21 protein-coding genes are annotated in these 20,734 nt (G+C 38.0%); 9 read left to right on the top strand and 12 right to left on the bottom strand.

The genetic code is table 11. The features are described from left to right. Window positions 1-5: 5 nt before the first annotated feature. From MHI04_RS02515 to MHI04_RS02505, 3 genes are all read right to left on the bottom strand, one after another. Window positions 6-5,195 (bottom strand): collagen binding domain-containing protein, encoded by a 5,190-nt coding sequence (locus MHI04_RS02515; RefSeq protein WP_342535321.1) that lies wholly within the window; start codon window positions 5,193-5,195, stop codon window positions 6-8. 380 nt (window positions 5,196-5,575) lie between these two features. Further along, window positions 5,576-6,883 carry an HD domain-containing protein gene (locus MHI04_RS02510; RefSeq protein WP_080717019.1) on the bottom strand — a complete coding sequence of 436 codons (1,308 nt, stop codon included), beginning with the start codon at window positions 6,881-6,883 and terminating at the stop codon, window positions 5,576-5,578. Window positions 6,884-7,464: 581 nt separating this feature from the next. Then, window positions 7,465-7,692: a DUF1450 domain-containing protein gene (locus MHI04_RS02505; protein ID WP_036117359.1), complete on the bottom strand. Its 228-nt coding sequence runs from the start codon at window positions 7,690-7,692 to the stop codon at window positions 7,465-7,467. A gap of 235 nt (window positions 7,693-7,927) precedes the next feature. Here MHI04_RS02505 and MHI04_RS02500 point away from each other — a divergent pair, with 235 nt between their 5' ends. Beyond that, window positions 7,928-8,578 (top strand): RsfA family transcriptional regulator, encoded by a 651-nt coding sequence (locus MHI04_RS02500; protein ID WP_036117361.1) that lies wholly within the window; start codon window positions 7,928-7,930, stop codon window positions 8,576-8,578. A gap of 41 nt (window positions 8,579-8,619) precedes the next feature. On the opposite strand, the gene MHI04_RS02495 is transcribed toward MHI04_RS02500, so the two are convergent. Continuing rightward, window positions 8,620-9,453, bottom strand: a complete 834-nt coding sequence (locus MHI04_RS02495) for a lipoate--protein ligase family protein (protein ID WP_058844320.1) — start codon at window positions 9,451-9,453, stop codon at window positions 8,620-8,622. A gap of 154 nt (window positions 9,454-9,607) precedes the next feature. Here MHI04_RS02495 and hemQ point away from each other — a divergent pair, with 154 nt between their 5' ends. Next, a complete protein-coding gene (gene hemQ / locus MHI04_RS02490) occupies window positions 9,608-10,357 on the top strand; it encodes a hydrogen peroxide-dependent heme synthase (RefSeq protein WP_036117365.1) in 750 nt (249 codons plus the stop codon). Between the two features lie 42 nt (window positions 10,358-10,399). On the opposite strand, the gene MHI04_RS02485 is transcribed toward hemQ, so the two are convergent. Together MHI04_RS02485 and MHI04_RS02480 are read right to left on the bottom strand one after the other, a co-directional pair. Then, window positions 10,400-10,582, bottom strand: a complete 183-nt coding sequence (locus MHI04_RS02485; protein WP_036117367.1) for a hypothetical protein — start codon at window positions 10,580-10,582, stop codon at window positions 10,400-10,402. A gap of 142 nt (window positions 10,583-10,724) precedes the next feature. Next, window positions 10,725-10,895 (bottom strand): hypothetical protein, encoded by a 171-nt coding sequence (locus MHI04_RS02480; protein WP_170829838.1) that lies wholly within the window; start codon window positions 10,893-10,895, stop codon window positions 10,725-10,727. A 246-nt stretch (window positions 10,896-11,141) separates the two neighbouring features. Between MHI04_RS02480 and MHI04_RS02475 the strand changes: the two genes are divergently transcribed. After that, window positions 11,142-11,567 (top strand): cell wall hydrolase, encoded by a 426-nt coding sequence (locus MHI04_RS02475; protein WP_036117377.1) that lies wholly within the window; start codon window positions 11,142-11,144, stop codon window positions 11,565-11,567. A gap of 22 nt (window positions 11,568-11,589) precedes the next feature. After that, window positions 11,590-11,925, top strand: coding sequence for a spore coat protein GerQ (gene gerQ, locus MHI04_RS02470; protein ID WP_004227629.1), 336 nt, complete (start codon window positions 11,590-11,592; stop codon window positions 11,923-11,925). An 83-nt stretch (window positions 11,926-12,008) separates the two neighbouring features. Here the strand turns inward: gerQ and MHI04_RS02465 are convergent, their stop codons facing one another. The 5 genes from MHI04_RS02465 to MHI04_RS02445 form a co-directional block, all read right to left on the bottom strand. Beyond that, on the bottom strand, window positions 12,009-13,184 hold the full coding sequence (locus tag MHI04_RS02465) for a M20 family metallopeptidase (protein ID WP_340833699.1): 1,176 nt from the start codon (window positions 13,182-13,184) through the stop codon (window positions 12,009-12,011). A 163-nt stretch (window positions 13,185-13,347) separates the two neighbouring features. Beyond that, window positions 13,348-13,728 (bottom strand): DUF423 domain-containing protein, encoded by a 381-nt coding sequence (locus MHI04_RS02460; RefSeq protein ID WP_036117383.1) that lies wholly within the window; start codon window positions 13,726-13,728, stop codon window positions 13,348-13,350. A gap of 26 nt (window positions 13,729-13,754) precedes the next feature. After that, window positions 13,755-14,021 carry a YwdI family protein gene (locus tag MHI04_RS02455; RefSeq protein WP_036117384.1) on the bottom strand — a complete coding sequence of 89 codons (267 nt, stop codon included), beginning with the start codon at window positions 14,019-14,021 and terminating at the stop codon, window positions 13,755-13,757. Continuing rightward, window positions 14,018-14,197, bottom strand: a complete 180-nt coding sequence (locus MHI04_RS02450) for a hypothetical protein (protein WP_036117386.1) — start codon at window positions 14,195-14,197, stop codon at window positions 14,018-14,020. The genes MHI04_RS02455 and MHI04_RS02450 overlap by 4 nt, the downstream gene beginning before the upstream one ends. A 75-nt stretch (window positions 14,198-14,272) precedes the next feature. Further along, window positions 14,273-14,950, bottom strand: coding sequence for a uracil-DNA glycosylase (locus MHI04_RS02445; RefSeq protein WP_342535320.1), 678 nt, complete (start codon window positions 14,948-14,950; stop codon window positions 14,273-14,275). Window positions 14,951-15,125: 175 nt separating this feature from the next. Here MHI04_RS02445 and thiD point away from each other — a divergent pair, with 175 nt between their 5' ends. The 4 genes from thiD to bshB2 all read left to right on the top strand — a co-directional run bounded on the left by thiD (window position 15,126) and on the right by bshB2 (window position 18,003). Then, window positions 15,126-15,956, top strand: coding sequence for a bifunctional hydroxymethylpyrimidine kinase/phosphomethylpyrimidine kinase (gene thiD, locus MHI04_RS02440; RefSeq protein WP_036117391.1), 831 nt, complete (start codon window positions 15,126-15,128; stop codon window positions 15,954-15,956). 162 nt (window positions 15,957-16,118) lie between these two features. After that, window positions 16,119-16,400: a hypothetical protein gene (locus tag MHI04_RS02435; protein WP_058844322.1), complete on the top strand. Its 282-nt coding sequence runs from the start codon at window positions 16,119-16,121 to the stop codon at window positions 16,398-16,400. A gap of 549 nt (window positions 16,401-16,949) precedes the next feature. Continuing rightward, on the top strand, window positions 16,950-17,300 hold the full coding sequence (locus MHI04_RS02430) for a YojF family protein (protein ID WP_036117395.1): 351 nt from the start codon (window positions 16,950-16,952) through the stop codon (window positions 17,298-17,300). 13 nt (window positions 17,301-17,313) lie between these two features. After that, window positions 17,314-18,003, top strand: coding sequence for a bacillithiol biosynthesis deacetylase BshB2 (gene bshB2, locus MHI04_RS02425; protein ID WP_036117397.1), 690 nt, complete (start codon window positions 17,314-17,316; stop codon window positions 18,001-18,003). 446 nt (window positions 18,004-18,449) lie between these two features. Here the strand turns inward: bshB2 and MHI04_RS02420 are convergent, their stop codons facing one another. Further along, complete coding sequence (locus tag MHI04_RS02420; protein WP_036117400.1) at window positions 18,450-19,193, bottom strand: TerC family protein; 744 nt, start codon at window positions 19,191-19,193, stop codon at window positions 18,450-18,452. A 267-nt stretch (window positions 19,194-19,460) separates the two neighbouring features. On the opposite strand from MHI04_RS02420, the gene ilvA reads away from it, so the two are divergent. Then, window positions 19,461-20,723, top strand: coding sequence for a threonine ammonia-lyase IlvA (gene ilvA / locus MHI04_RS02415; protein ID WP_342535319.1), 1,263 nt, complete (start codon window positions 19,461-19,463; stop codon window positions 20,721-20,723). Window positions 20,724-20,734 lie beyond the last annotated feature (11 nt).

Genomic DNA, 20,734 nt, shown 5'->3' with positions numbered 1-20,734 from the left:
TCTTATTATACCTCTGTTTCACGGCGGCGCATAAACCATACTGCCCCAGCTACAAGTAGTAAACCAACAAAGACAAGAGCTGTTTGATTTGCTCCATCTGTTTGTGGTAATTTACCTTGTGCTCTTAGCAGCGCTTCTAAGCGTGCTGTGTCTGCCTTGATTTGATTAATATCAATCGCTTGGGCTACCTCTGCCTGTTGGTCTTTAGATAGCTTACTATATCTATTAAGGAAATCTTTATAGGCATCTAACGTATCTTTTGTAGCGTTAGATGGATGATATGGTGGTAATTGCTTCCCTTGATCAATCACATTTTGTACTGATGTACCACCATTATCAGGGGTCGTTGGTTTGTTAGGATCTGTCGTTGGCTTACTTGGATCCACTGGTTTATTTGAATCTGTGTTCGGCTTATTTGGATCTACCGGTTTAGTTGGATCTGGATTTGGATTATTTGGATCTACTGGTTTAGTTGGATCTGGGTTTGGATTGTTTGGATCTTCTGGTTTAGTTGGATCTGGATTTGGGTTAGTTGGATCTACTGGTTTAGTCGGATCTGGGTTTGGATTGTTTGGCTCTACTGGTTGTCCTGGATCTGTTGTAGGTGGTGTCGGCTGTATTTTAGCCTCACATGTATTACCTACTGTAACTGTCCCAATAATGGTATTACCATTCTCCCTAACTATATATTTACCCGGTTTGATCAATGAGTGGTTAATCGTAATTTGCCCTTTGCTATCTGTAACAAATTCTATTAACCCATTCTCTTCTACCGCTTTACCATTTTCATCTGTAAACGTAACTTTCACACCTTCACGTGGCTGACCATACATATTGTTAATTGTTAATGTGAAGTTTGGACAAGCTGGAGCAATAGGTAATTCAGCTTTACAAGTTTGTTTATAAGAAACTTCAATTTCGCCTAAATAAACTTTGTTGTCGTAAACCTCGTACTTTCCTGCAGGTACATCTTCAGAAATAAATGTAATACTACCATCTGCTTCTATTACTGTTGAAATAATGTTACCTTGTTTATCTTTAATGACAACATCTTTACCAGCCTTAACCAACACATTATTTTCATCTTTCAATGCTACAGTAAAGCGCTCGCAAGCCGGTTTTGGTTGAACCGTTGCTTGACAATGAATATTACTTGCGAAATCGCCAATTTTATTGCCATCCTTATCAAATACTACGTAAACACCTGGTTCTAAATCTTTTAATTCTACTTTACCGTCTTTTGTTTCTTCAGTAGCTACCGTCTTGCCATCTATATCTTTAATTGTTACTTCCGTTTTATCTGCTACTAATTCTCCATCAACATCTTTGACCGTTAATTCGAATGTTTCGCACTTCGGTGCTTGTATAATTGTAAATTCATAATCGCAGCTTTTCTTGTACGTTAGTGTGACTGTACCTAAGAATTGATTACCCTCATACAATGTATATTCACCAGGTTTTACACCATTAGTAGGATCGTTTTGATTGGATTCAACAATAAACTTACCTGATGCGTCAGGAGATACCTTTGTCACTACTGTAGTACCTTGCTTTAATGTTAATTCTAAAATATTAGTACGAATATTACCTTGATCATCTTTCACAACAATTGTGTAGTTTTCACATTTTGGTACTGGTTGAACCTCAGCTTTACATCCGCCGTCATATTTCACTGTTACCTTCCCTAATTCACCTTCAACTGAATGAGTTACTGTATACTCACCAGCAGTAAAATGATTCGGTAATGTCACTTTGCCATTTGTTACTGTGTACGTCGCTGTTTCTATACCATTGTGATCCTTTAATGTAACTGTGCCTGTTGTAATGGAATGACCATCAACATCCTTAATCGCTATTTCAAATTGTGTACAACTACCACCAATGATTGGTGTTGTATTGACAAGTTGTGTAATGAAGTCTGGTTGCTTATCTAGTGTCGTGTTTTCATCTAACTTAAATTTAAAGTCAGACATCTTACTATAACCAGTTGGTGCAGCTACTTCACGAATAAGATAATCGTTGTACGGTACATTTTCAAATGTGAATTCACCATTTACATCTGTAGTAGCTGTTTGGATAATATATTCATTCGGTTTTGCAGTTTTTTTAATAAGTTGGAATTCAACACCAGCTAAATTTTCTTTAAATTGGCCTGTAGCTGAATCGATACCAATCTTTTTAAATTTAGCACTGCCTCGTGTTGACGTAAAATCTGATTCAGAGCTACTAAAGCTAAATTTATCCTTATAGTCGCTCTCTGTTTTTTGATTAGCTTTTGTTTGACCCGTATAATGCAATGTTGCTGTATTTTCCAATGCATCCCCAAATTGACCAAAGCCTATTGTTTTATACTGTACTTGATACCCCTTTTGATTTAAATCAGGAAATTCGAGGCTAAAGCCACCTTGTGTATCGAATGTGACCGTTACCCCTAATTGCGAAGGTGTTTGCCAAGTAGTTCCTTTTTGAATACCAGTTTTAGATACTGTATATGGTGTTAATAGAATACTACTTTCCAATAACATTAAATTATTACCTGGTAAATCTGTTAAGATGACATTTTGACCTAAATTAGAATGAGATCTATTCACATCTAATGTCCAAGTAATTGTTTCTGTATTCGCGTTTTGTTGTGGTGTATTTTTTGTCACTAAATTATTCGCTACATCCTCGTCAATCGTTACTGGCTTTGATTCAAGCGTAAATTCTTGCGTACCTTTTGTTTTAAATGTGGCATCATTCGTGTAAACATTCCCTCTATCAGTAGCCGTATCAGAACCAATACCTAAAATATGATCGTCATCCATTGTGTTATAACGAACAACGTATGCTTGGTAGTTTATGTCTCCTGCTAAGGAATCACTGAATTTTAATGTAAAGCCTTTATCTGATTCAGCCGAGATTGTGTAATTACTCGAGTTAATCGGTGTAGTACCAATCGTTCCACCTGTATCACTACCACCTAAGTCAGTTAAAGGTAATACTTCAATTGTTCCTGGTAAATACTTATGTCCCTCACCAACTGTATCAATTAAAACGGCTCCATTAATATCCTTTTTATTGATATTCACTTTCACATCCCATGTAAATCGCTGCGTGGAGTAGTTAAAGGTTCCCGATTTGCTGCCATTGTTAACAGTAGTTGACTGTGGGATATAACTCGTTGAAGATGACTTTTTATATGTTTTACCGCCACTAGTCCACTCTGTAGCAGCTGTATTGCCATACCCTTGCTTTTGTACAGTACCCTCATCACCAATTGCGAAGCTCGTTTGATAAGTGATAGTTGATGTACTACCTGCTGGTACATTAATACCTGAAATTGTAAAGCCTTTTTTCTTATCTCCATCAATTAGAATATAAGTTGTTGCTATACCATTAAGCTTTACAGTGTTATCTATTAACTCATGCACCCCATCTGCAGCACCTGCTGTAAATGTATCTGTTAGTTTTAGGTTGTTAATTGGTTTAGTTGGATTATCAGATATAATGTCGACCGTCCATGTAATTACTTTTTTATCAAAATCAACTGTATATGATTTTTTTAATAAGTTTTCTGTAAGTGCATAGTCTATATTCTTCTCTTTACCTGAACCACTTGTCACACTATTGTTAAACAGACCTGCTTCATTTTCATAAAAATCCTGTTTAGTATAGTTCGCATCATACACTATTGTATAGGCATCTGAAATACCGTTATCAAAGGTTAATGTGAAACTTTTAACATCTCCAGTTGCAGGAGTAGGAGTAATAGTAAATCCACTTGTTACTCTATTAGCTTCCGAAACTGTTGTCGCCACATTGCCAGCCGCATCATTCATTTTATATACTTTAATGCTTGATGCATCAATTTCGTGAGGACCTTGGATTGTATCTTCAATATAGGCATCAGCTTGATCGATACTTAACAGATTATGATTATAATCAATACGCCATTTTGTTTCATAGTTTGTATTGCTCACTAGCTTTTTATCTAGTGCTTTACCATACGTAATGGTGTGAGTAGCCGTATTAGAAGTTTCTAGTTGCCCATTGTTAGTAAATAGTACCTTGTTATGAAAGTTAACTGCACCATCACGTTTATCAGCATCTAATGTTACAGACGTTTTGTACGTAATTTTATATGCATATTTACCAGTCAACTTACTTTCAATATCGCTCCAACTACCATTTGTAAGAACATTTGTTTCAGTACTTGTTCTTACACCATTAAGACCAACCACATATTGATATACATTCACGGAATTAGCCATAATTTCATGTGATGTTGGATCGTCTGTCAAAGTTGGATTGCTTAATGATTTACCCGCTTCATTAACCCATACTTGCCATTCCATTTCATGGTTACCACTTGCTGTTGGTGTAGGAGTGCCTAGTTTTGACTTACTTACCTTTTTGTTGCTCGTTGAAGGTAAAAAACTAAATTGAGCTTTAATTATCTCACTACCACCAGTGGCTGCTGGAATTTCCAGCTCTTGCTCAATGTTATCAGAAAGGAGGTTAAATCCAGAATTAAATGTAATGCTTAATTCCTCCGGTTGAGAGCTGCCTGAGCCTGGTTCCATACCGCTTAACTCTACACGTACTTTATTATCTGTAGTTACATAATTATATGTGATACCGTTCACTGTTCTGCTTCCTGTAAATGCCCCATCAAAGTCAATTAATGATTGCGGCAGTTGGAATTCAAACCAGCTCCCGTCTCCCCATGCTTCGCCTTGACTATCTTGCATTGGTACGGAAAATTTAACAGTGAAGTTAGCTGTTGTATTTGGATCTAGCTCTGTACCAAATTCACCTGCTCCAACCGTTGTTCCACCAATTTTCATCACAAATGATGATAGTGAAGCTGGAATTTCTTGAGCCGCTAATGGTACCTCATTCATTGGCAATGTTTTCACAGGCTCATCTGCTGCTTTTTCTTCTTCAGGAGCCTCGCCCTCAGGAGCTTGCTCCATGTTTTCATTTTCCGATGGAGTTGTAGAAAGGTCTTCTTCACCTGTGTTGTCTTCTGTCAAATCTGTGCCATCGTCGACAGGCGTAGATAGGTTTTCTGCCATTCCGGCCTCCGCACCATTGTCATTTGCGACTGGTGGTGTTGAAAGGTCATCTGCTGCAAATGCTGACAGTGGACTTAGTAGTGTTTGGAACACTAACAACATGGTCAGCATAGCAATGTTCATTTTTTTCCTCATGTCTCTCCTCTTTTCTAATAGATAGAGAGCTTGAATTGTTTGCTATGACGATAGCTTCCTTTCACTGTTTAGGAAAGGCGTGCTACAAACAATCAGTTGCTCCCTCTTTCCTAAAATTAACTTGTCACTCTTGTGAATAAAAGCCAAATTGTATGCTAACATAGGTCATAAGAATTAACAAATTATAGCCTTTTTCACTTTTTATTTTATAAGCACTACTTTTGTGACACCTACAATAATTGGCCTCACCCCCCTTTAGGATTTTTGTTCCATTATAACTAGGGGTCCTGAACAAATTCTAAACAAATCATGTATACATACAAAAAAGCAGTAAACAACGCTCTTATTTGAACGTGTTTACTGCTTTGTTTATTCTTATTTTATTTGCTGTCTTCTCTTAACAGTGTTAAGATTTGTTTTTTAATAGTTGAGTGAATAGAGTCATCCTCTAAGAAATCTAATGGAAAATAGATTTTATGGTCTCGTTTCATACGACCTGAAATGGAATCAACGATGATGGATTCACGCGAAAGCTCTCGTAGCTCGCCATTTTTCATTTCTAGAAAAATCGGCACACGCACCTCTTCCTCCCCAGGTCTATAAAAATCATAGGGCAAATCTGCCGTTGTATCATGAACAAGATAATAATCTGGATTCAGGTCTGCTTGCTTGAAAAGCTCTTGTAGTTTTTGATATTTATCTAGCTCAACACCGGGATCTAAATCAATGTATTGGAATAGCTTACGATTAACAAAGCGACGACTTAAATCACTTAGAATAGCATCACCCTCTTGCATCCATAGCTGAAAATATGTAAAAAGTATACTCTCATCTAAAGCAAGATAATCCTCTAATGTAATAGCATTGCGAAAAAATGCTAAGAAGTGAGTAGGTTCATGCTTAAATGTATAACCTTCTTGGCTTAATTGTTTAACTCTTTTTAAAATATTATTTAAAATAACTTCCGCACTCCGTGACACAGGGTGGAAATAAATTTGCAAGTACATTTGATAGCGGCTCATAATATAATCTTCCACTGCATGCATGCCTGTTGCTTTAATAACCACTTGGTTTTTACGTGGACGCATTACTCTTAAAATCCGCTCCATATCAAAGTGACCATAGCTGACACCTGTAAAATAAGCATCACGTTGTAAGTAATCCATACGATCCGCATCAATTTGGCTGGAAATTAAACTGATGACTTGCTTATTCGGATATGTCTTTTCAATCACTTGCGAGACCTTTTCTGGAAAATCATCTGCTACTTTTCTTAAAACAGCATTTACCTCTGTATCCCCTAATAAAATTTGCCTTGTATAGTATTCATGATCCAGCTCGAAGACATTTTCAAAGGCATGTGAAAATGGACCGTGCCCTAAATCATGCAAAAGGGCTGCACATAATACTAATAGTCTTTCCCCTTCATCCCAATCGGGACGACCGACGAAGATATCATCTACTATGCGGCGTACAATTTCGTAAACACCAAGTGAATGACTAAAGCGGCTGTGTTCCGCCCCATGAAATACTAAAAATGTGGTACCTAGCTGACGAACTCTGCGTAAACGCTGAAATTCTCTTGTACCCACTAAATCCCATATCACTTGATCGCGAACATGTACATATCGGTGAACAGGGTCTTTAAATACCTTCTCTTCTTGTAATTTAGCGTTTGCATATGTCATTTGGATAGCACCTCCATTTTGTGATAGTTCTATTATATGCCATAAATCTAGGACTAGCATACTTATTAACTTTTTTCTATAGATACTAACAACCTTTTTTCGCCATATGCCTATTTATTGTAAATTTCTATTGATTTAATATTCACAGCAACTTAAAAATATACAAAGCAAATGCTATACCTAATATGTAGAGATAGCAAAGTGTTGAAAAACAATGGCATTTTTATGAAAGATGAGAGGTGGGAAAGATTTTCCGTTCAACAAAATTTAGCAAAGCTTTCACAAATCAAACGAAGGTGATGGTTGTTGAAATCAATCACTTCTCCACATTGAAAATTAAGAGGCTATCCTTTCTTTAAAAATAGAAATCATGGGCTATTTTATTCACTACTAGTATGTAAGACAAAAAAAGACACTTTTGTAGTACGGTTGATTAGAGTGACGTCTCCCTGGAAAGGACGCTGGCGGAACGGAAATCACCTCCTCACCTTGCCAAAAGGTCATTTTCTACTAATGACATTATCTTTTTTCAACAACATGAAAAGCTATCCCTAACAAATAGAGATAGCTTTTTATTTATTTTACTTATTCTTTAATTTTGCTAAAACCTTTTCCATTAGTTCGTCTTCTGTTAGTGCTGCAACAGGGCGACTATTTACAAAGGTGAATGTTTTTTTGCGTCCTGGGCCACAATAAGAATGACAGCCAATTTCGATGGTTGCATCAGGATCGATTTCCTTTAATTTTGGAATTAACGTCTTTAAGTTAACGGCCTGACATTCATCGCAAACTTTAAATTCGTTTGCCATTTTGTCAACAACCCTTTCTATATAGTATTTTTTCAACAAAATATCGCTCTATTGAACACATGACCTTCACATATTTAAGTATGCAGCATGTGCACAAACCTACATCGGGTATTGTATCGTACTTTTCCCCTTCTATTCAAGCATAATTCCTTCTACATAGATGAATAAAAGGTTAAAAGATTGGTCATGCTAGTCTTACATAACAAGTTCCAAATAAAGGTGGGAGGATTTTAAGATGAGTAAAATAAGACAAGATGCTTGGTTACAAGAAAACGATGAATTATTAGCAGAGGCGGTTATTCGTCATGTGACGGAAGGTAGCACACAGCTCAATGCTTTTGAAGAAGCTGGTGATGCATTAAATCGTACTGCTGCAGCCTGTGGTTTCCGTTGGAATGCGGTTGTTCGTAAAGAATACGAGGAACAATTAGCAGAGGCTAAAAAAGAAAGAAAAGAGAGAATGCGAGTGTTAGGAGCACCAGCGAGACGTCGTGCCTCTAGTATGTTTACCGTGAATAATAGTGCTGCAGAAGGAAAATCAATTCCGTTATCTGCTCTTTCTCTTGATATTGTGATAGCTTATTTACTACGTTTACAGCATTCTGGTGAAGTAGGAAATGAATCTTCAAAATGGAGACAGCTAGTACATGTAACATCTGAGAAAAATAAAAAACTAGAGAAAACTATTACAAAACTAGAGGAAGAAAATCGAGCAATCCGCAAAGATTACGAGCAGTTTGTTCAAATTATGAATCGTGCTCGACGTCTTGTAACACTGGATGAAGAAGAAGAGCGAATTGCACCCGTTTTCAAAATGGAGAAAAACGGAAATCTCGTAACAAGTGGCCCAGTTTATCAATCAGAAAATGGCGATGCGCTAAATTAGCAGCATCGCTTTTCCCTTTTATGTTTCATATAATCAGCCTATTATTTTCGTTCAAGCATTTTGGCATTACGCTCAAATACTCGCTGTAAATAGAAACCGTATAATATTAATTCTTCATCATAGAAAGATTGTGGACGAACTTCCTCGGACAACTGATGAAGTAATTGCTGTAGACGAATAACCACCCCTTCTACTGTTAAATCGGGGTCAACAAGCTCTGATAATGATGCCATCACTTCAGGTACGATTTGAGGATAAATAAACTTTGTCTCCTCTTGTCGCAAGCTTACTTCATAAAAGTCACGAATGAGTGCCGCACGTTGTGAGCCACTTCCTTCAATACATAAATAAATTTGCACAGCCACTCCTTGGCGTAAGCGTCTTTGGGATATACCAGCAAATTTTTTCCCCTCAATACTTAGATCATAAGAGCCAGGGCAATAGGAGCCTACAATTTCATAAGCTTCTATTTTATCAGCTACTTCTGGAAACAATCCCTTCACAAGGTCTACCATCACATCATAGCCATCGTTTATACTAAGCGACTCTGATTGTTCAGACAATACAATAGAAATATTGAGGACTCCTTCATCTAGCACAACTGCTAATCCACCAGAGTTACGAACGATTGGATGATAGCCTCTAGACTCTAGTAAATCCATACCTTGCTGAACATACGGCAAACGATGATCTTGAATACCAAGCACAACGGATGCCTCATGGACCCATGTACGAATAGTTGGCGGAGAAGTTAATTGTCCAACTAATTGGCACAACGTATCATCCGTTGCAAACGATTCTAATGGTGATCGTTGCTTGGCACTAATGGATTGATCATAAAAACGCCAAATTGGCTGTTGTAAAATACTTTTCATATTGGTACTCCTCTAGTCACATATCTTCTTCTTAGAATACATCATCTTTAGTTGGTGTCAAATTCGTGAATTACTGTCATGAACTTAGGGATTTTGTACAAACTATGATAAACTAATTTTGAATGGTATTCACTTATAAAGGAGTGTTTCAATAATGAATGAAGCAGCAATTACATTAGATGGATGGTACGCTTTACATGATTTCCGCTCAATCGACTGGGCTTCTTGGAAACTTGTTTCTGCAGAAGAACGTCAAGCAGCAATAGAGGAATTTATTGCTTATTTAGAAAAATTGAACGAAGCAGATATCGCTAAAACAGGCGCTCATGCCTTTTATGCTATCGTGGGTCAAAAAGCTGACTTTATGGTTATGACATTGCGTGAAACAATGGATGAACTACAAGAGATTGAAGCAGAATTCAATAAATTAGCAATTGCTGATTTTACAATTCCTACATATTCTTATGTATCTGTTGTGGAGCTTTCAAACTATTTAGCTGGCGAATCAAATGAGGATCCTTACCAAAACCCACATGTACGTGCACGTTTATACCCAGAACTTCCACGTGCCAAATATGTATGCTTCTACCCAATGGATAAACGCCGTCAAGGCAACGATAACTGGTACATGCTATCAATGGATGAGCGTAAATCATTAATGCGTTCTCATGGAATGATTGGTCGTGGCTATGCAGGTAAAGTGAAACAAATTATTACTGGCTCAGTAGGCTTCGATGATCACGAATGGGGCGTAACACTATTCGCAGACGATGTATTACAATTCAAAAAATTAGTATATGAAATGCGCTTTGATGAAGTGTCTGCTCGCTATGGTGAGTTCGGTGCATTCTTCGTCGGAAACCTACTTGATAACGATAAATTAGTTAAGTTCTTAACTGTTTAATACACATAGAAAATGCGAGTCCTCCACAACGGACTCGCATTTTTAAATTTCGTTTTCTTCAGCATTCTCAGATTCAAATATTAAAATAATGATGTGAATAAAGAACCCAGTAAGAACCATGAGAAAAACTAAATACCAATTATATGGTTGATGATAGTATTCTGCTATCCCAACTGCTAAAAAAGCACTGATGATAATGGCTACAAACATACTAAAAATACGCATGAAAACGCTCCTTCTTGAAAGCAAAAATAAAGTCACTTTTAGTATGTCTCGCTCTATCTTTAATATACTTGTAATATAAAAAAGTGCCATCTCTCTGCGATGACACTTTGTTCATTCATCCATTCAATTTCTGCATACTTCCTCAAGAGTGTTCGTCCTTTACTTTTAAAATCAAAATAACAGTTTGAATAAAAAAACCGATTACAATTATGACAATAAAGAGATACCAATGGAGCGGCTGTCCATAAAACTCGCCCAATAGAAAAGCCAGTACCGCACTTAATAAAATTCCAAACCAAACTCCAATTTCCATAAGTACTCACCTCACATGTATTGAATACACATGCAAATCATCCATCTCACATTCCCCTAATTCTATCTTTTTCTATTTACCCGTTTTGACTAAAAGACTATCGGATCTTGTAGCGTTTTCAATTATTTTCTAGGCACTTATCGTTATGATTACTATATGCATAGTAACTTTAATGTGTGATTGTCTTTCTTATCAAAATTGAACATGTCTACAATACCCTCGTGCATATACTGTCTGCGAGGAGGTATGAAAATCGCTGTTATCAAGACGAATGATGCACAGACTGCCCTACTAGCAAGGCTAATGCGTGCCGAAGCAGAAGGTGAAGGAGAGCTAGGCATGCTGATGGTTGGGAATGTTGGCGTTAATCGTGTAAGAGGTGACTGTTTAGATTTTGGTGATATTCGAACGATTGAGCAAATGGTTTATCAGCGTCCGGGAGGCTTTGAAGCAACACAAAAGGGTTATTTTTATCAGCGGGCCCGTGAACAAGACATTCGTTTAGCGAAAAGGGTGATTCAAGGGGAAAGATTTCATCCAGCTACTCGCTCCTTGTGGTTTTTCATGCCAGCGGGGGATTGTCCCGCACAATGGTATGGTCAATGGAATACTGGCAGATTCAAATCTCATTGCTTTTTCTCGCCATCTGAACAAGATTGTCCTCAAATTTAAAAAGAAAGTAGGTTGATAATTGATGATGCCTTATTATTGGACACCAACAACGCAACAACAAATGACTCCTCCTCCAGTCACTCTTCCGAGCGGACGACCACCTGGTCGTGAGGAGTCCTATATAGAAAATATTTTACGTTTGAATCGCGGAAAACCAGCTACCTTCCATTTTTCTTTCGAACATGCTGTGGAACAGGGAAAAAATACAAAAACTGTTCGTGGTGTGGTAGAAGCCGCTGGTCGTGATCATGTCATTATTCGTGAACTAAAATCCAATCATCGCTTCCTATTCCCTATGATTTATTTCGATTTTGCTGAATACGATGAGGAAATGGCTTACTTTAATCAAAATCCATAATGCCATCTTGTAATGTAAAAATCCGCTATACGCTCACTGACAAAAGTCGATGAGTGTAGGCGGATTTTTATCATTCACTATATTTAGTGCTCTTTTAGATACGTTAAAGTTGCTTTCCCTAAAGTTTTCGCAGCTATTAGCATGGCACGTTCATCAAAATCAAAGCGTGCATGATGATGTGGATAGGCAGTTTCCCATTCCGGCTTTTTAGCACCTGTGAAGAAGAAAGTACCCGGTACCTTTTCTAAATAATAGGCAAAATCTTCCCCAATCATAAACGGTGGACATGTTATTACTTGCTCCACACCTGGAACAGTAGACGCCAACTGTGCTACAAACTCTGTTTCTTTTTGATGGTTATATACAGGCGGATAACCTCTTGTATAACGATATTCATAGCTTGCCCCAAATGCCAGACATGTCGCATTTAAAACTGCTTCTAGTTCCTGCTCCATTTGTGAACGTACTTCTTCTTCAAAGGTACGAATTGTTCCTGCTAAAATCACTCGATCCGCAATCACATTAAACGGATTAATAGCCTCCAAATGACCAATTGTTAAAACAGCTGATTTTAATGGATCAATGCGTCTTGAAACAAGTTGTTGAGCATTGACCACAAATTGTGAGGCAAGGGTAACAGCATCGATGGAATGATGTGGCTCTGCGCCATGACCACCTTTCCCTTGAACCGTGATTTCTACTTTATCCGCAGCTGCCATAATGGCTCCATCCTTCACTAAAATTTCTCCTAGTGGTGTAGGCGCCCATAAGTGCATACCAAAAATAACATCTACGCCATCTAAACAACCATCCTCTATCATCGGCTTTGCGCCACCTGGTGCTACTTCCTCTGCATGCTGGTGAATAAACACCACATTGCCTGTTATTTCATCCTTCATCGCATTGAGTGCTTTAGCTAGCCCAAGCAATGTTGCTGTATGACCATCATGTCCACATGCATGCATTTTTCCAGCTACTTTAGATTTATAAGGTACATCATTTTCCTCTTGTATCGCTAAGGCATCAAAATCAGCACGTAATGCTACTGTCTTACCAGGTTTTCCGCTACATAATATAGCTACTACGCCACGTCCCCCTACTCCTTCACGAACCTCATGACCCAATTCTCTATGAAAAGCAGCTATATAGGCTGGCGTCTCCACTTCCTCAAAGGATAATTCAGGGTATTCATGTAAATGACGACGAATCCCTACCATTTCATTATAGTACCCATCTATTAATGCAAATAGTTTTTCCATACTACATAACCTCTCTTTTTGTATTTTCGAAATATTGCAAGTAATAATAGTAGTGTACTATAAATTCTTACAAAATGAATAGGATTTAAATCGCCAACGTAAAAAATTCGTTTATAACAAAAAAACTCTCCTACAAATAATGTAAGAGAGTCTTAACTTTAAATTAGCGAGCATGTTTTAAAGCAGATAAAATAATGAGTAACCATCCAGCTAAGAATAGGACGCCACCAATTGGTGTAATGGCACCCAATACTTTAATTCCACTTATCGCCAGTACATATAAGCTACCTGAGAAGAACACAATGCCCAGATTAAAGAAAATACCTGCTACATTTAATTGCTTTACTTCACCTAATAGTTTAGAGCTCATTAATAGACCAATGACCAGCAGCCCTGTTGCATGAAACATTTGATATTGAACAGCAGTCTCCCAAATTCCTCGGCTATATTCATCTAATATTTCCTTTAACGCATGTGCACCAAATGCACCCAATGCCACTGCTAATAGGCCATGAAGAGCACCTGTCACGATGAATCTTTTCATTTCTCGTACCCTACCTTTTAAATGGATTAAAAATCAAAAATGGAGTCACCATTTGCTCCATCTTCTTCAATTTTTGATGTGTATAAAGTTGCTTGTTTTGACTCAGACACAAGCATTTGAGGTATATGCTTAGGTGTTGTGATGGCTGGCGTATCGTTTGGAGAATCTAATACCACATCACATAATGCTCGAATAGCTGTAAGTGCCTCGCGAATTTGCTGATCATTTCCTGCATTTTTTGCGCCAGATAATTGTTTTTCAAGTTGCTGTATCACGGCTTGATAAGGAATCATGACATTCTCCCCCCTTCTATTTTTGGTACAAATTTTAAACACTCCATGCCTGAAGATTGCTTCACGACAACGGATGGTATTTGCTTTGTTTTAAAGCCATATGCTGCACAGGCTCGTGGCGTTTGAGGGTCCCAGGTTACTTTGAAAAATTGACACTTGAAACAATTCACCTTCATTATTGTCCCACACTTTCTTCTATATTAACTGTATCATGATTTATAAAGTGTATAAAGAAAACGATTTGTGCCAATCTATACTAGACACCAATCAATTGGCTGTTTGCCCCATTCCACCAATTGTTGATTAATTTTTGAATAAGGTTTACTACCAAAGAATCCTCGGTAAGCACTGAGTGGACTCGGATGTGGCGCTTCGAGTATAACATGTGGTGTTTTATATTTACGTATCAATTGCTTTTTACGCTGTGCTGGTTTACCCCACAGTACAAAAATTAGCGGCTCTTCCCTTGCTGCTAATTGGTCGATAACAGCGTCGGTAAATTGCTCCCACCCTTGATCTTTATGAGAATGAGCCTGTCCTGCTCGAACAGTAAGCACAGTATTTAAAAGCATAACACCTTGCTCTGCCCATTTTGTTAATGTTCCATTTGGAGGAATAGGACAGCCTAAATCATCTTGCAGCTCTTGCAACATGTTTCGCAAGCTTGGTGGATGTGGAATACCTGGTTTAACGGAAAAGCTTAAGCCATGTGCTTGATTCGGACCGTGATAAGGATCTTGTCCTAAAATAACAACCTTTACATCATGGTAAGCTGTTGTATAAAAGGCATTCATCACATCATTCATTGGTGGATAAATCATTTGCGTCGAATATTCATTTGCTACAAATTGACGTAGTTTGTGATAGTATGGTTTTTTCAATTCTTCTGCGAGTATTTCTTGCCAATCATTCGGGAATACTTGTTTCATCGTTCTTTAAGCCCCTTTCTCTTCTTACAACGGTACAAAAAATCAAACATGAATTCAAGCATCAGTTCAAACTGACCATATGTAAATATCATATTCTGACTATTTTTATAGAATCAGTTTCGGATTATACTAGATGGTAATTTTACAACTCTCAATGCTAAAGGAGATCTTTCAGATGACTCTAAAAAAAACATTAACAATTGCTGGTTCAGATACATCAGGTGGCGCAGGTATGCAAGCTGACCTGAAAACATTCCAGGAGCACGGTACATATGGGATGGTGGCTTTAACAGTAGTCGTAACAATGGATCCGAATGGCTGGACACATAACGTCACACCATTGCCAACAAAGCTTCTTCAAAAACAAATTGATACCGCCCTTTCAACAGGAATTGATGCCATTAAGACAGGAATGCTTTCAACAGAAGAGATTATTCGTATCGCTGGAGAAGCTATCGCAAAATCTGGCACTTCAAATGTCGTCATCGACCCTGTTATGGTATGTAAAGGTGACGATGAAGTACTGAATCCTGGAAATACTGATGCTATGGTGCAACATCTTCTACCACTAGCAACTATAACAACACCAAACCTTTTTGAAGCAGGACAATTAGCTGGCACAGGTACACCAAAAAACATTGACGACATGAAAATTGCTGCTCGTAAAATTCACGAACTAGGGGCTAAGGCTGTTGTCATTAAAGGTGGAAAAGCATTAGCTACTGAAAAAGCAACAGACCTTTTCTTCGACGGTGAAACATTCTTCTTATTAGAATCGGAAAAGGTCGCGTCTACTTATAATCATGGCGCTGGTTGTACATTTGCAGCTTCTGTAACAGCCAACCTTGCTAACGGTCTTTCTATTAAAGATTCTGTCATTGAAGCGAAAGAATTTGTATCTGCTGCCATTGCCCATGGCTGGGCGCTAAATGAATATGTAGGACCAGTCATGCATGGAGCGAAATCTCGCTTTGGTGCTCCTCCAGTAACAGTAACTGAAATTTAACATAGAAAGGATGTCTCAAAGAATTTTGGAGACATCCTTTTTAAAAATTATCAATGGTAAACACTCTGTTCATGATGAATCATTTGCTTGCTAAAGATAAAAAGTGGACAAGATACGTTAGGGCTACATATCCCATATATTAGCTGTATGGGAGGGGAAAAGATGAAAAAAAACAAGGCAGAGGACTTAACGGAAGAATCAGGTTTACTAGCTGGAGAAATCACCTCTTCAAAAGTTGAAGTAATTGCTTCCATTATATTAACACTTGGTTACTCATTATCCACCCTTGCCACAATATTAGCGCTGCAGGAGGAGGAAGAATTGGCACAAGCCAAAACGACTGAAACACAAGATCAAAATCTTTATATGAAGCAAATGTTTAAACAGTTACAAAATGTCAACAACCGTTTAGATACAATCGAACGAAAGCTTAATCGATACTAATAAATACATAACCAATAGATGAGGTAGTCTCTTTATAGGACGCTTCGCTTTTGGTATAAAAAAACATTTGCTGAATCAAGACAAAAAACCGCGACTCTCCGTCATAAAAGAGAATCGCGGTTTTTTACTATACTATGATAATGAGCTTCACTTTTCTTCCTCTTTTCACAGCTACCCTGTTTCACCTGTATAAGGAACGTCATCTATTGTACCAAGATAGAATCCGTTATTACTAAAATAATACTCCCTTCAACAGGTGGGGCTGTCTACACACACGAATTAGGAAGAAGTCATGGTTGCAATATCTTTTCGGATGTGAAAACGGATACAATACAAAACGACACATTTTGTACATACTATTTTCACACTCCCTATATTGATACATTACAATAATTTTTTCAAGAATATTGCTTGAATACTTATCATAGAATTATAGATAATGATTCATTTTTTCATGAGTCATTAAATTGTCATAACAATGCAATCAATTTCCCTTTGCGAATTTTTTTTACTATACTAAAAGGAGAAATGATCGAGAGGAGTGTTAAGATGCAAGAAGTGCAGGTAGAGACGTTACAGGAATTGCTGAATTCTTTCGCCAACAAAGACGTTTATATTCATCTTGAGACGACAAATGGATCTTATGCAGCACACTATGATGAAAAATTCTTTAATGCAGGTGCTTTTATTCGCAATGCTAAGATTAATTATGAGCTTGCTAAAGTGGTAGATCATGCACCGCATCGTGTTGGTTTAAAATTACCTCACGGCTGGGTTTATGCACAAGGCATTACACATTTTGAATTAGATGATTTAGGCCGTTTATTAATGGCTGGACTAGACTACTCAGGGAAACTGGCGATTGCGCTTGAAATTAGCGAAACGCCATTTACTTACTAAGGGGGACGACTATTTGAATTTACAACCACAACGTCATATTTTAATTGTGTACCCTCACCCAGATGATGAAGCTTTTTCAGTTGCTGGGACAATCGCCTACTATACAAAGAAGATGAATACACCTGTTACATATGCCTGTTTAACATTAGGCGAAATGGGACGTAATTTAGGTAATCCACCCTTTGCAACACGCGAATCTTTGCCTGAAATCCGCCGCAAAGAATTGGTAGCAGCAGCAGAGGCAATGGGTATTCAAGATTTACGTATGCTAGGTTTACGAGATAAAACAATCGAATTTGAAGACGATGAGAAAATGGTAAAAATAGTTGAAGGGTTAATCGAAGAGCTAATGCCTTCATTAATCTTCACGTTCTTACCTGACTTTGCTGTCCATCCAGACCACGAAGCCACAGCACGTGCTGTAGTTGAAGCTGTTCGTCGAATGCCTAAGGCTGCCCGACCACAAGTATTAGGCTGTGCCTTTGCCAATGATACAATTGAAAAAAATGGTGATCCACATGTTGTCTATGATATTTCTGAAATGAAAATGGACAAATTAAAAGCATTACAAGCCCATTCATCCCAAACTGGTTGGATGATGCAGGAAACTGAAAAGCGCATTGATGATGGTGAACCAATGAGTGAAAGCTGGCTAAATGTTGAAAAGTTTTATATTGTTGACCCAGATAAATATGTAAAATAAAAAAGATGATGTCAATGGCAGAAAAAGCAACTTTGCAAGGTGAGAGGTTGATTTCCGTTCCGCCAGCGTCCTGATGTGCCGCTTCACTCCAATCAACCATTCTGCAAAGTATCTTTACTTTTTTTCATAGTAGCATAGCGATCCGATCGCCCATTACCTTTATTCTTAGAGGGGATAAGCTTTTATTTTCAATGTAGAGAAGTGATGAGTGACAACATCTCATAAAAGAGTAGTGAACACCTTTACTTTATTTGAAAATCTTTGCTAAAAAGGTAACACTTTTGTGGATTGGAGTGGAAGGCTACTTGACTCCGGTGGGACAGCTCGACGCTCGCCCAAAGGGAAGCAAGTAGCCTGCAACGGAAATCCATTTCTATCTGTCAATTGACTGTTTTTCGACAATAAGAAAAGTACTGTTCTCATTTTTGGAGAACAGTACTTTTTAATTAGGCAGCTCTTACCCTCTTCATCATATGCACAATGATTGTGATGGAAAAAGCAATCACCAAGAATAGGAAGAATAAGTAATGCGGGATATGAATATTAACAACACTCACTAGCATTTTTAAGCCAATAACACCTATTATAATAAAGGCCGTTGCTTCAAGCTCTGGAATTTTTTCGATAATGATTAAAAACACACCTGCAATTGTCCTCATCATTAATATGCCTAACATCCCCCCAATTAAAAGTACCCACACTTGATCTGATATGGCAAAGGCTGCAAAGATAGAGTCGATCGAAAATGCAATATCCATTAGCTCGACAGAAATGACGGTGGCCCAAAAGGTTCCAAAGAGTCGCACCATCCATCCTGATTTTTTCACTTCCTTCACGCTATCCTCATTCCCAATTTGAAGAAAATGAGCTACACAGAGCCAGCCTAAATATAATGCACCTAACACTTTAATAAACCAAAATTCCACAAGATAAACACCTATACCAATAAATAAAAATCTAAAAAAATAGGCACCTAGCATACCGTACATTAATGCCCGCTTTCGTTGTTTATCTGGTAAATGTTTAACAAGAACTGCCAATACAAGTGCATTATCCGCTGACAGTAGCCCTTCTATAATAATTAATGAGGATATTAGCCCCCAGGATACAGGGTCCATTAATACTTCCTGCCACATCGCCCAATCAAAAAATTGCCAATATGTAGATAGAATTCCTTGAATGATTTCCACTACTTACCCTCCTACTTGTCCTCAGCTAATCTAGTATATGCTTGACCATTTTTGTTATGAGAATTGTATTTATCCTGATTCAGCAAATGCTTTTTGTCCCAAAAGTAACGTTTCAGCAATTGCTCGAGGCATCATTTATTCGATAAAACGCTTACATCATAAAATAGACACGGAAAATTTAGAATTTACTAAAAATTAACCACCAAAAGCAAATAAAGTGTGCTATCATAGATAAATGTTTTAAACGTATAACGGAGGATGAATACTATGGAAGTTGCTGATACTAGAACCGTGCAAGTGGAGAATGTCCTGATTGCACATCATTTTTTAAAAGATGTAGTTGTCCATACACCACTACAAAAAAACGATTATTTATCCGAGAAATACGGAGCTACTATTTACTTTAAACGCGAAGATTTACAACATGTGCGCTCATTCAAGCTCCGAGGTGCCTATTATAAAATTAAAAAAATCGAGGAAGAAGCACGCAACGCTGGTGTTGTCTGTGCAAGCGCAGGCAATCATGCACAAGGTGTAGCTTATGCCTGTGCTCAATTAAAAATCCAGGCTAGCATTTTTATGCCTCAAACAACACCAAAGCAAAAAATAGACCAAGTGCGAATGTTTGGGCGCGAATTTGTAGAGATTATTTTAGCAGGCGATACGTTCGATGACTCTGCTGAAGGCGCCTTAAGCTATTGCGAAGAACACGATAAAATATTCATCCATCCATTCGATGATTTCGATGTCATTGCTGGTCAAGGAACTGTTGCAGTAGAAATTATGAATGACATGGAGGAGCCAATCGACTACGTCTTTGGCAGTATTGGTGGTGGCGGCTTAATGTCTGGCGTTTCTGCCTACGTTAAAAACCTCTCCCCTTCTACTAAAATTATTGGCGTAGAGCCCGCTGGTGCTGGCAGTATGAAAGCTGCTTTTGCTGAAGGGGGCGCTGTGGCTCTTGATTGGATTGATAAATTCGTCGATGGCGCTGCCGTAAAATGCGTCGGCCATCACACTTATGATGTTTGTCGCCGCTATTTAGACGACATTATTCTTGTACCAGAAGGCAAAGTTTGTACAACGATTTTAGATCTATATAATAAACATGCCATTATTGCCGAGCCTGCTGGGGCACTATCAGTGGCAGCTCTTGATTTTTATAAAGAAGAAATTAAAGGGAAATCAGTCGTGGTCATTATTAGCGGTGGTAATAATGATATTGGACGGATGCAGGAGATTAAAGAAAAGTCGCTTATTCACGAAGGCTTACTTTACTACTTCATCGTCAGCTTCCCTCAGCGCGCAGGGGCATTACGTCAATTCCTCACAAGCGTTGTAGGACCTAACGACGATATTACTACCTTTGAATACACAAAGAAAAACAATAAAGAAAGTGGTCCTGCCCTCGTTGGTATTGAGCTTGGCGATCAAGCGGATTATGAAGGGCTGCTTGCACGAATGGATGAATTCGGCTTCAAATACAAAGAAGTAAACAACGACATTCAACTATTTGGCTTACTCGTTTAAAATGAAGAGTC

This window comes from Lysinibacillus sp. FSL K6-1151 (assembly GCF_038630755.1).
GTDB lineage: Bacteria > Bacillota > Bacilli > Bacillales_A > Planococcaceae > Lysinibacillus > Lysinibacillus fusiformis_D.
The sequence above is the reverse complement of the archived record's forward strand: the minus strand, read 5'-3'. Positions and strand labels throughout refer to the sequence as shown.

Excerpts from the sequence above, each read along its gene's own strand:
- MHI04_RS02450 (WP_036117386.1), bottom strand. The coding sequence starts at position 14,197 with ATGAAGGTGAATTGTTTCAAGTGTCAATTTTTCAAAGTAACCTGGGAC.
- MHI04_RS02485 (WP_036117367.1), bottom strand. The coding sequence starts at position 10,582 with ATGCGTATTTTTAGTATGTTTGTAGCCATTATCATCAGTGCTTTTTTA.
- MHI04_RS02500 (WP_036117361.1), top strand. The coding sequence starts at position 7,928 with ATGAGTAAAATAAGACAAGATGCTTGGTTACAAGAAAACGATGAATTA.
- MHI04_RS02455 (WP_036117384.1), bottom strand. The coding sequence starts at position 14,021 with ATGATTCCTTATCAAGCCGTGATACAGCAACTTGAAAAACAATTATCT.
- MHI04_RS02430 (WP_036117395.1), top strand. The coding sequence starts at position 16,950 with ATGCAAGAAGTGCAGGTAGAGACGTTACAGGAATTGCTGAATTCTTTC.
- MHI04_RS02435 (WP_058844322.1), top strand. The coding sequence starts at position 16,119 with ATGAAAAAAAACAAGGCAGAGGACTTAACGGAAGAATCAGGTTTACTA.
- MHI04_RS02505 (WP_036117359.1), bottom strand. The coding sequence starts at position 7,692 with ATGGCAAACGAATTTAAAGTTTGCGATGAATGTCAGGCCGTTAACTTA.
- MHI04_RS02515 (WP_342535321.1), bottom strand. The coding sequence starts at position 5,195 with ATGAGGAAAAAAATGAACATTGCTATGCTGACCATGTTGTTAGTGTTC.
- thiD (WP_036117391.1), top strand. The coding sequence starts at position 15,126 with ATGACTCTAAAAAAAACATTAACAATTGCTGGTTCAGATACATCAGGT.
- ilvA (WP_342535319.1), top strand. The coding sequence starts at position 19,461 with ATGGAAGTTGCTGATACTAGAACCGTGCAAGTGGAGAATGTCCTGATT.
- MHI04_RS02510 (WP_080717019.1), bottom strand. The coding sequence starts at position 6,883 with ATGACATATGCAAACGCTAAATTACAAGAAGAGAAGGTATTTAAAGAC.
- hemQ (WP_036117365.1), top strand. The coding sequence starts at position 9,608 with ATGAATGAAGCAGCAATTACATTAGATGGATGGTACGCTTTACATGAT.
- MHI04_RS02445 (WP_342535320.1), bottom strand. The coding sequence starts at position 14,950 with ATGAAACAAGTATTCCCGAATGATTGGCAAGAAATACTCGCAGAAGAA.
- MHI04_RS02480 (WP_170829838.1), bottom strand. The coding sequence starts at position 10,895 with ATGGAAATTGGAGTTTGGTTTGGAATTTTATTAAGTGCGGTACTGGCT.
- MHI04_RS02495 (WP_058844320.1), bottom strand. The coding sequence starts at position 9,453 with ATGAAAAGTATTTTACAACAGCCAATTTGGCGTTTTTATGATCAATCC.
- MHI04_RS02465 (WP_340833699.1), bottom strand. The coding sequence starts at position 13,184 with ATGGAAAAACTATTTGCATTAATAGATGGGTACTATAATGAAATGGTA.
- MHI04_RS02475 (WP_036117377.1), top strand. The coding sequence starts at position 11,142 with ATGAAAATCGCTGTTATCAAGACGAATGATGCACAGACTGCCCTACTA.
- MHI04_RS02460 (WP_036117383.1), bottom strand. The coding sequence starts at position 13,728 with ATGAAAAGATTCATCGTGACAGGTGCTCTTCATGGCCTATTAGCAGTG.
- gerQ (WP_004227629.1), top strand. The coding sequence starts at position 11,590 with ATGATGCCTTATTATTGGACACCAACAACGCAACAACAAATGACTCCT.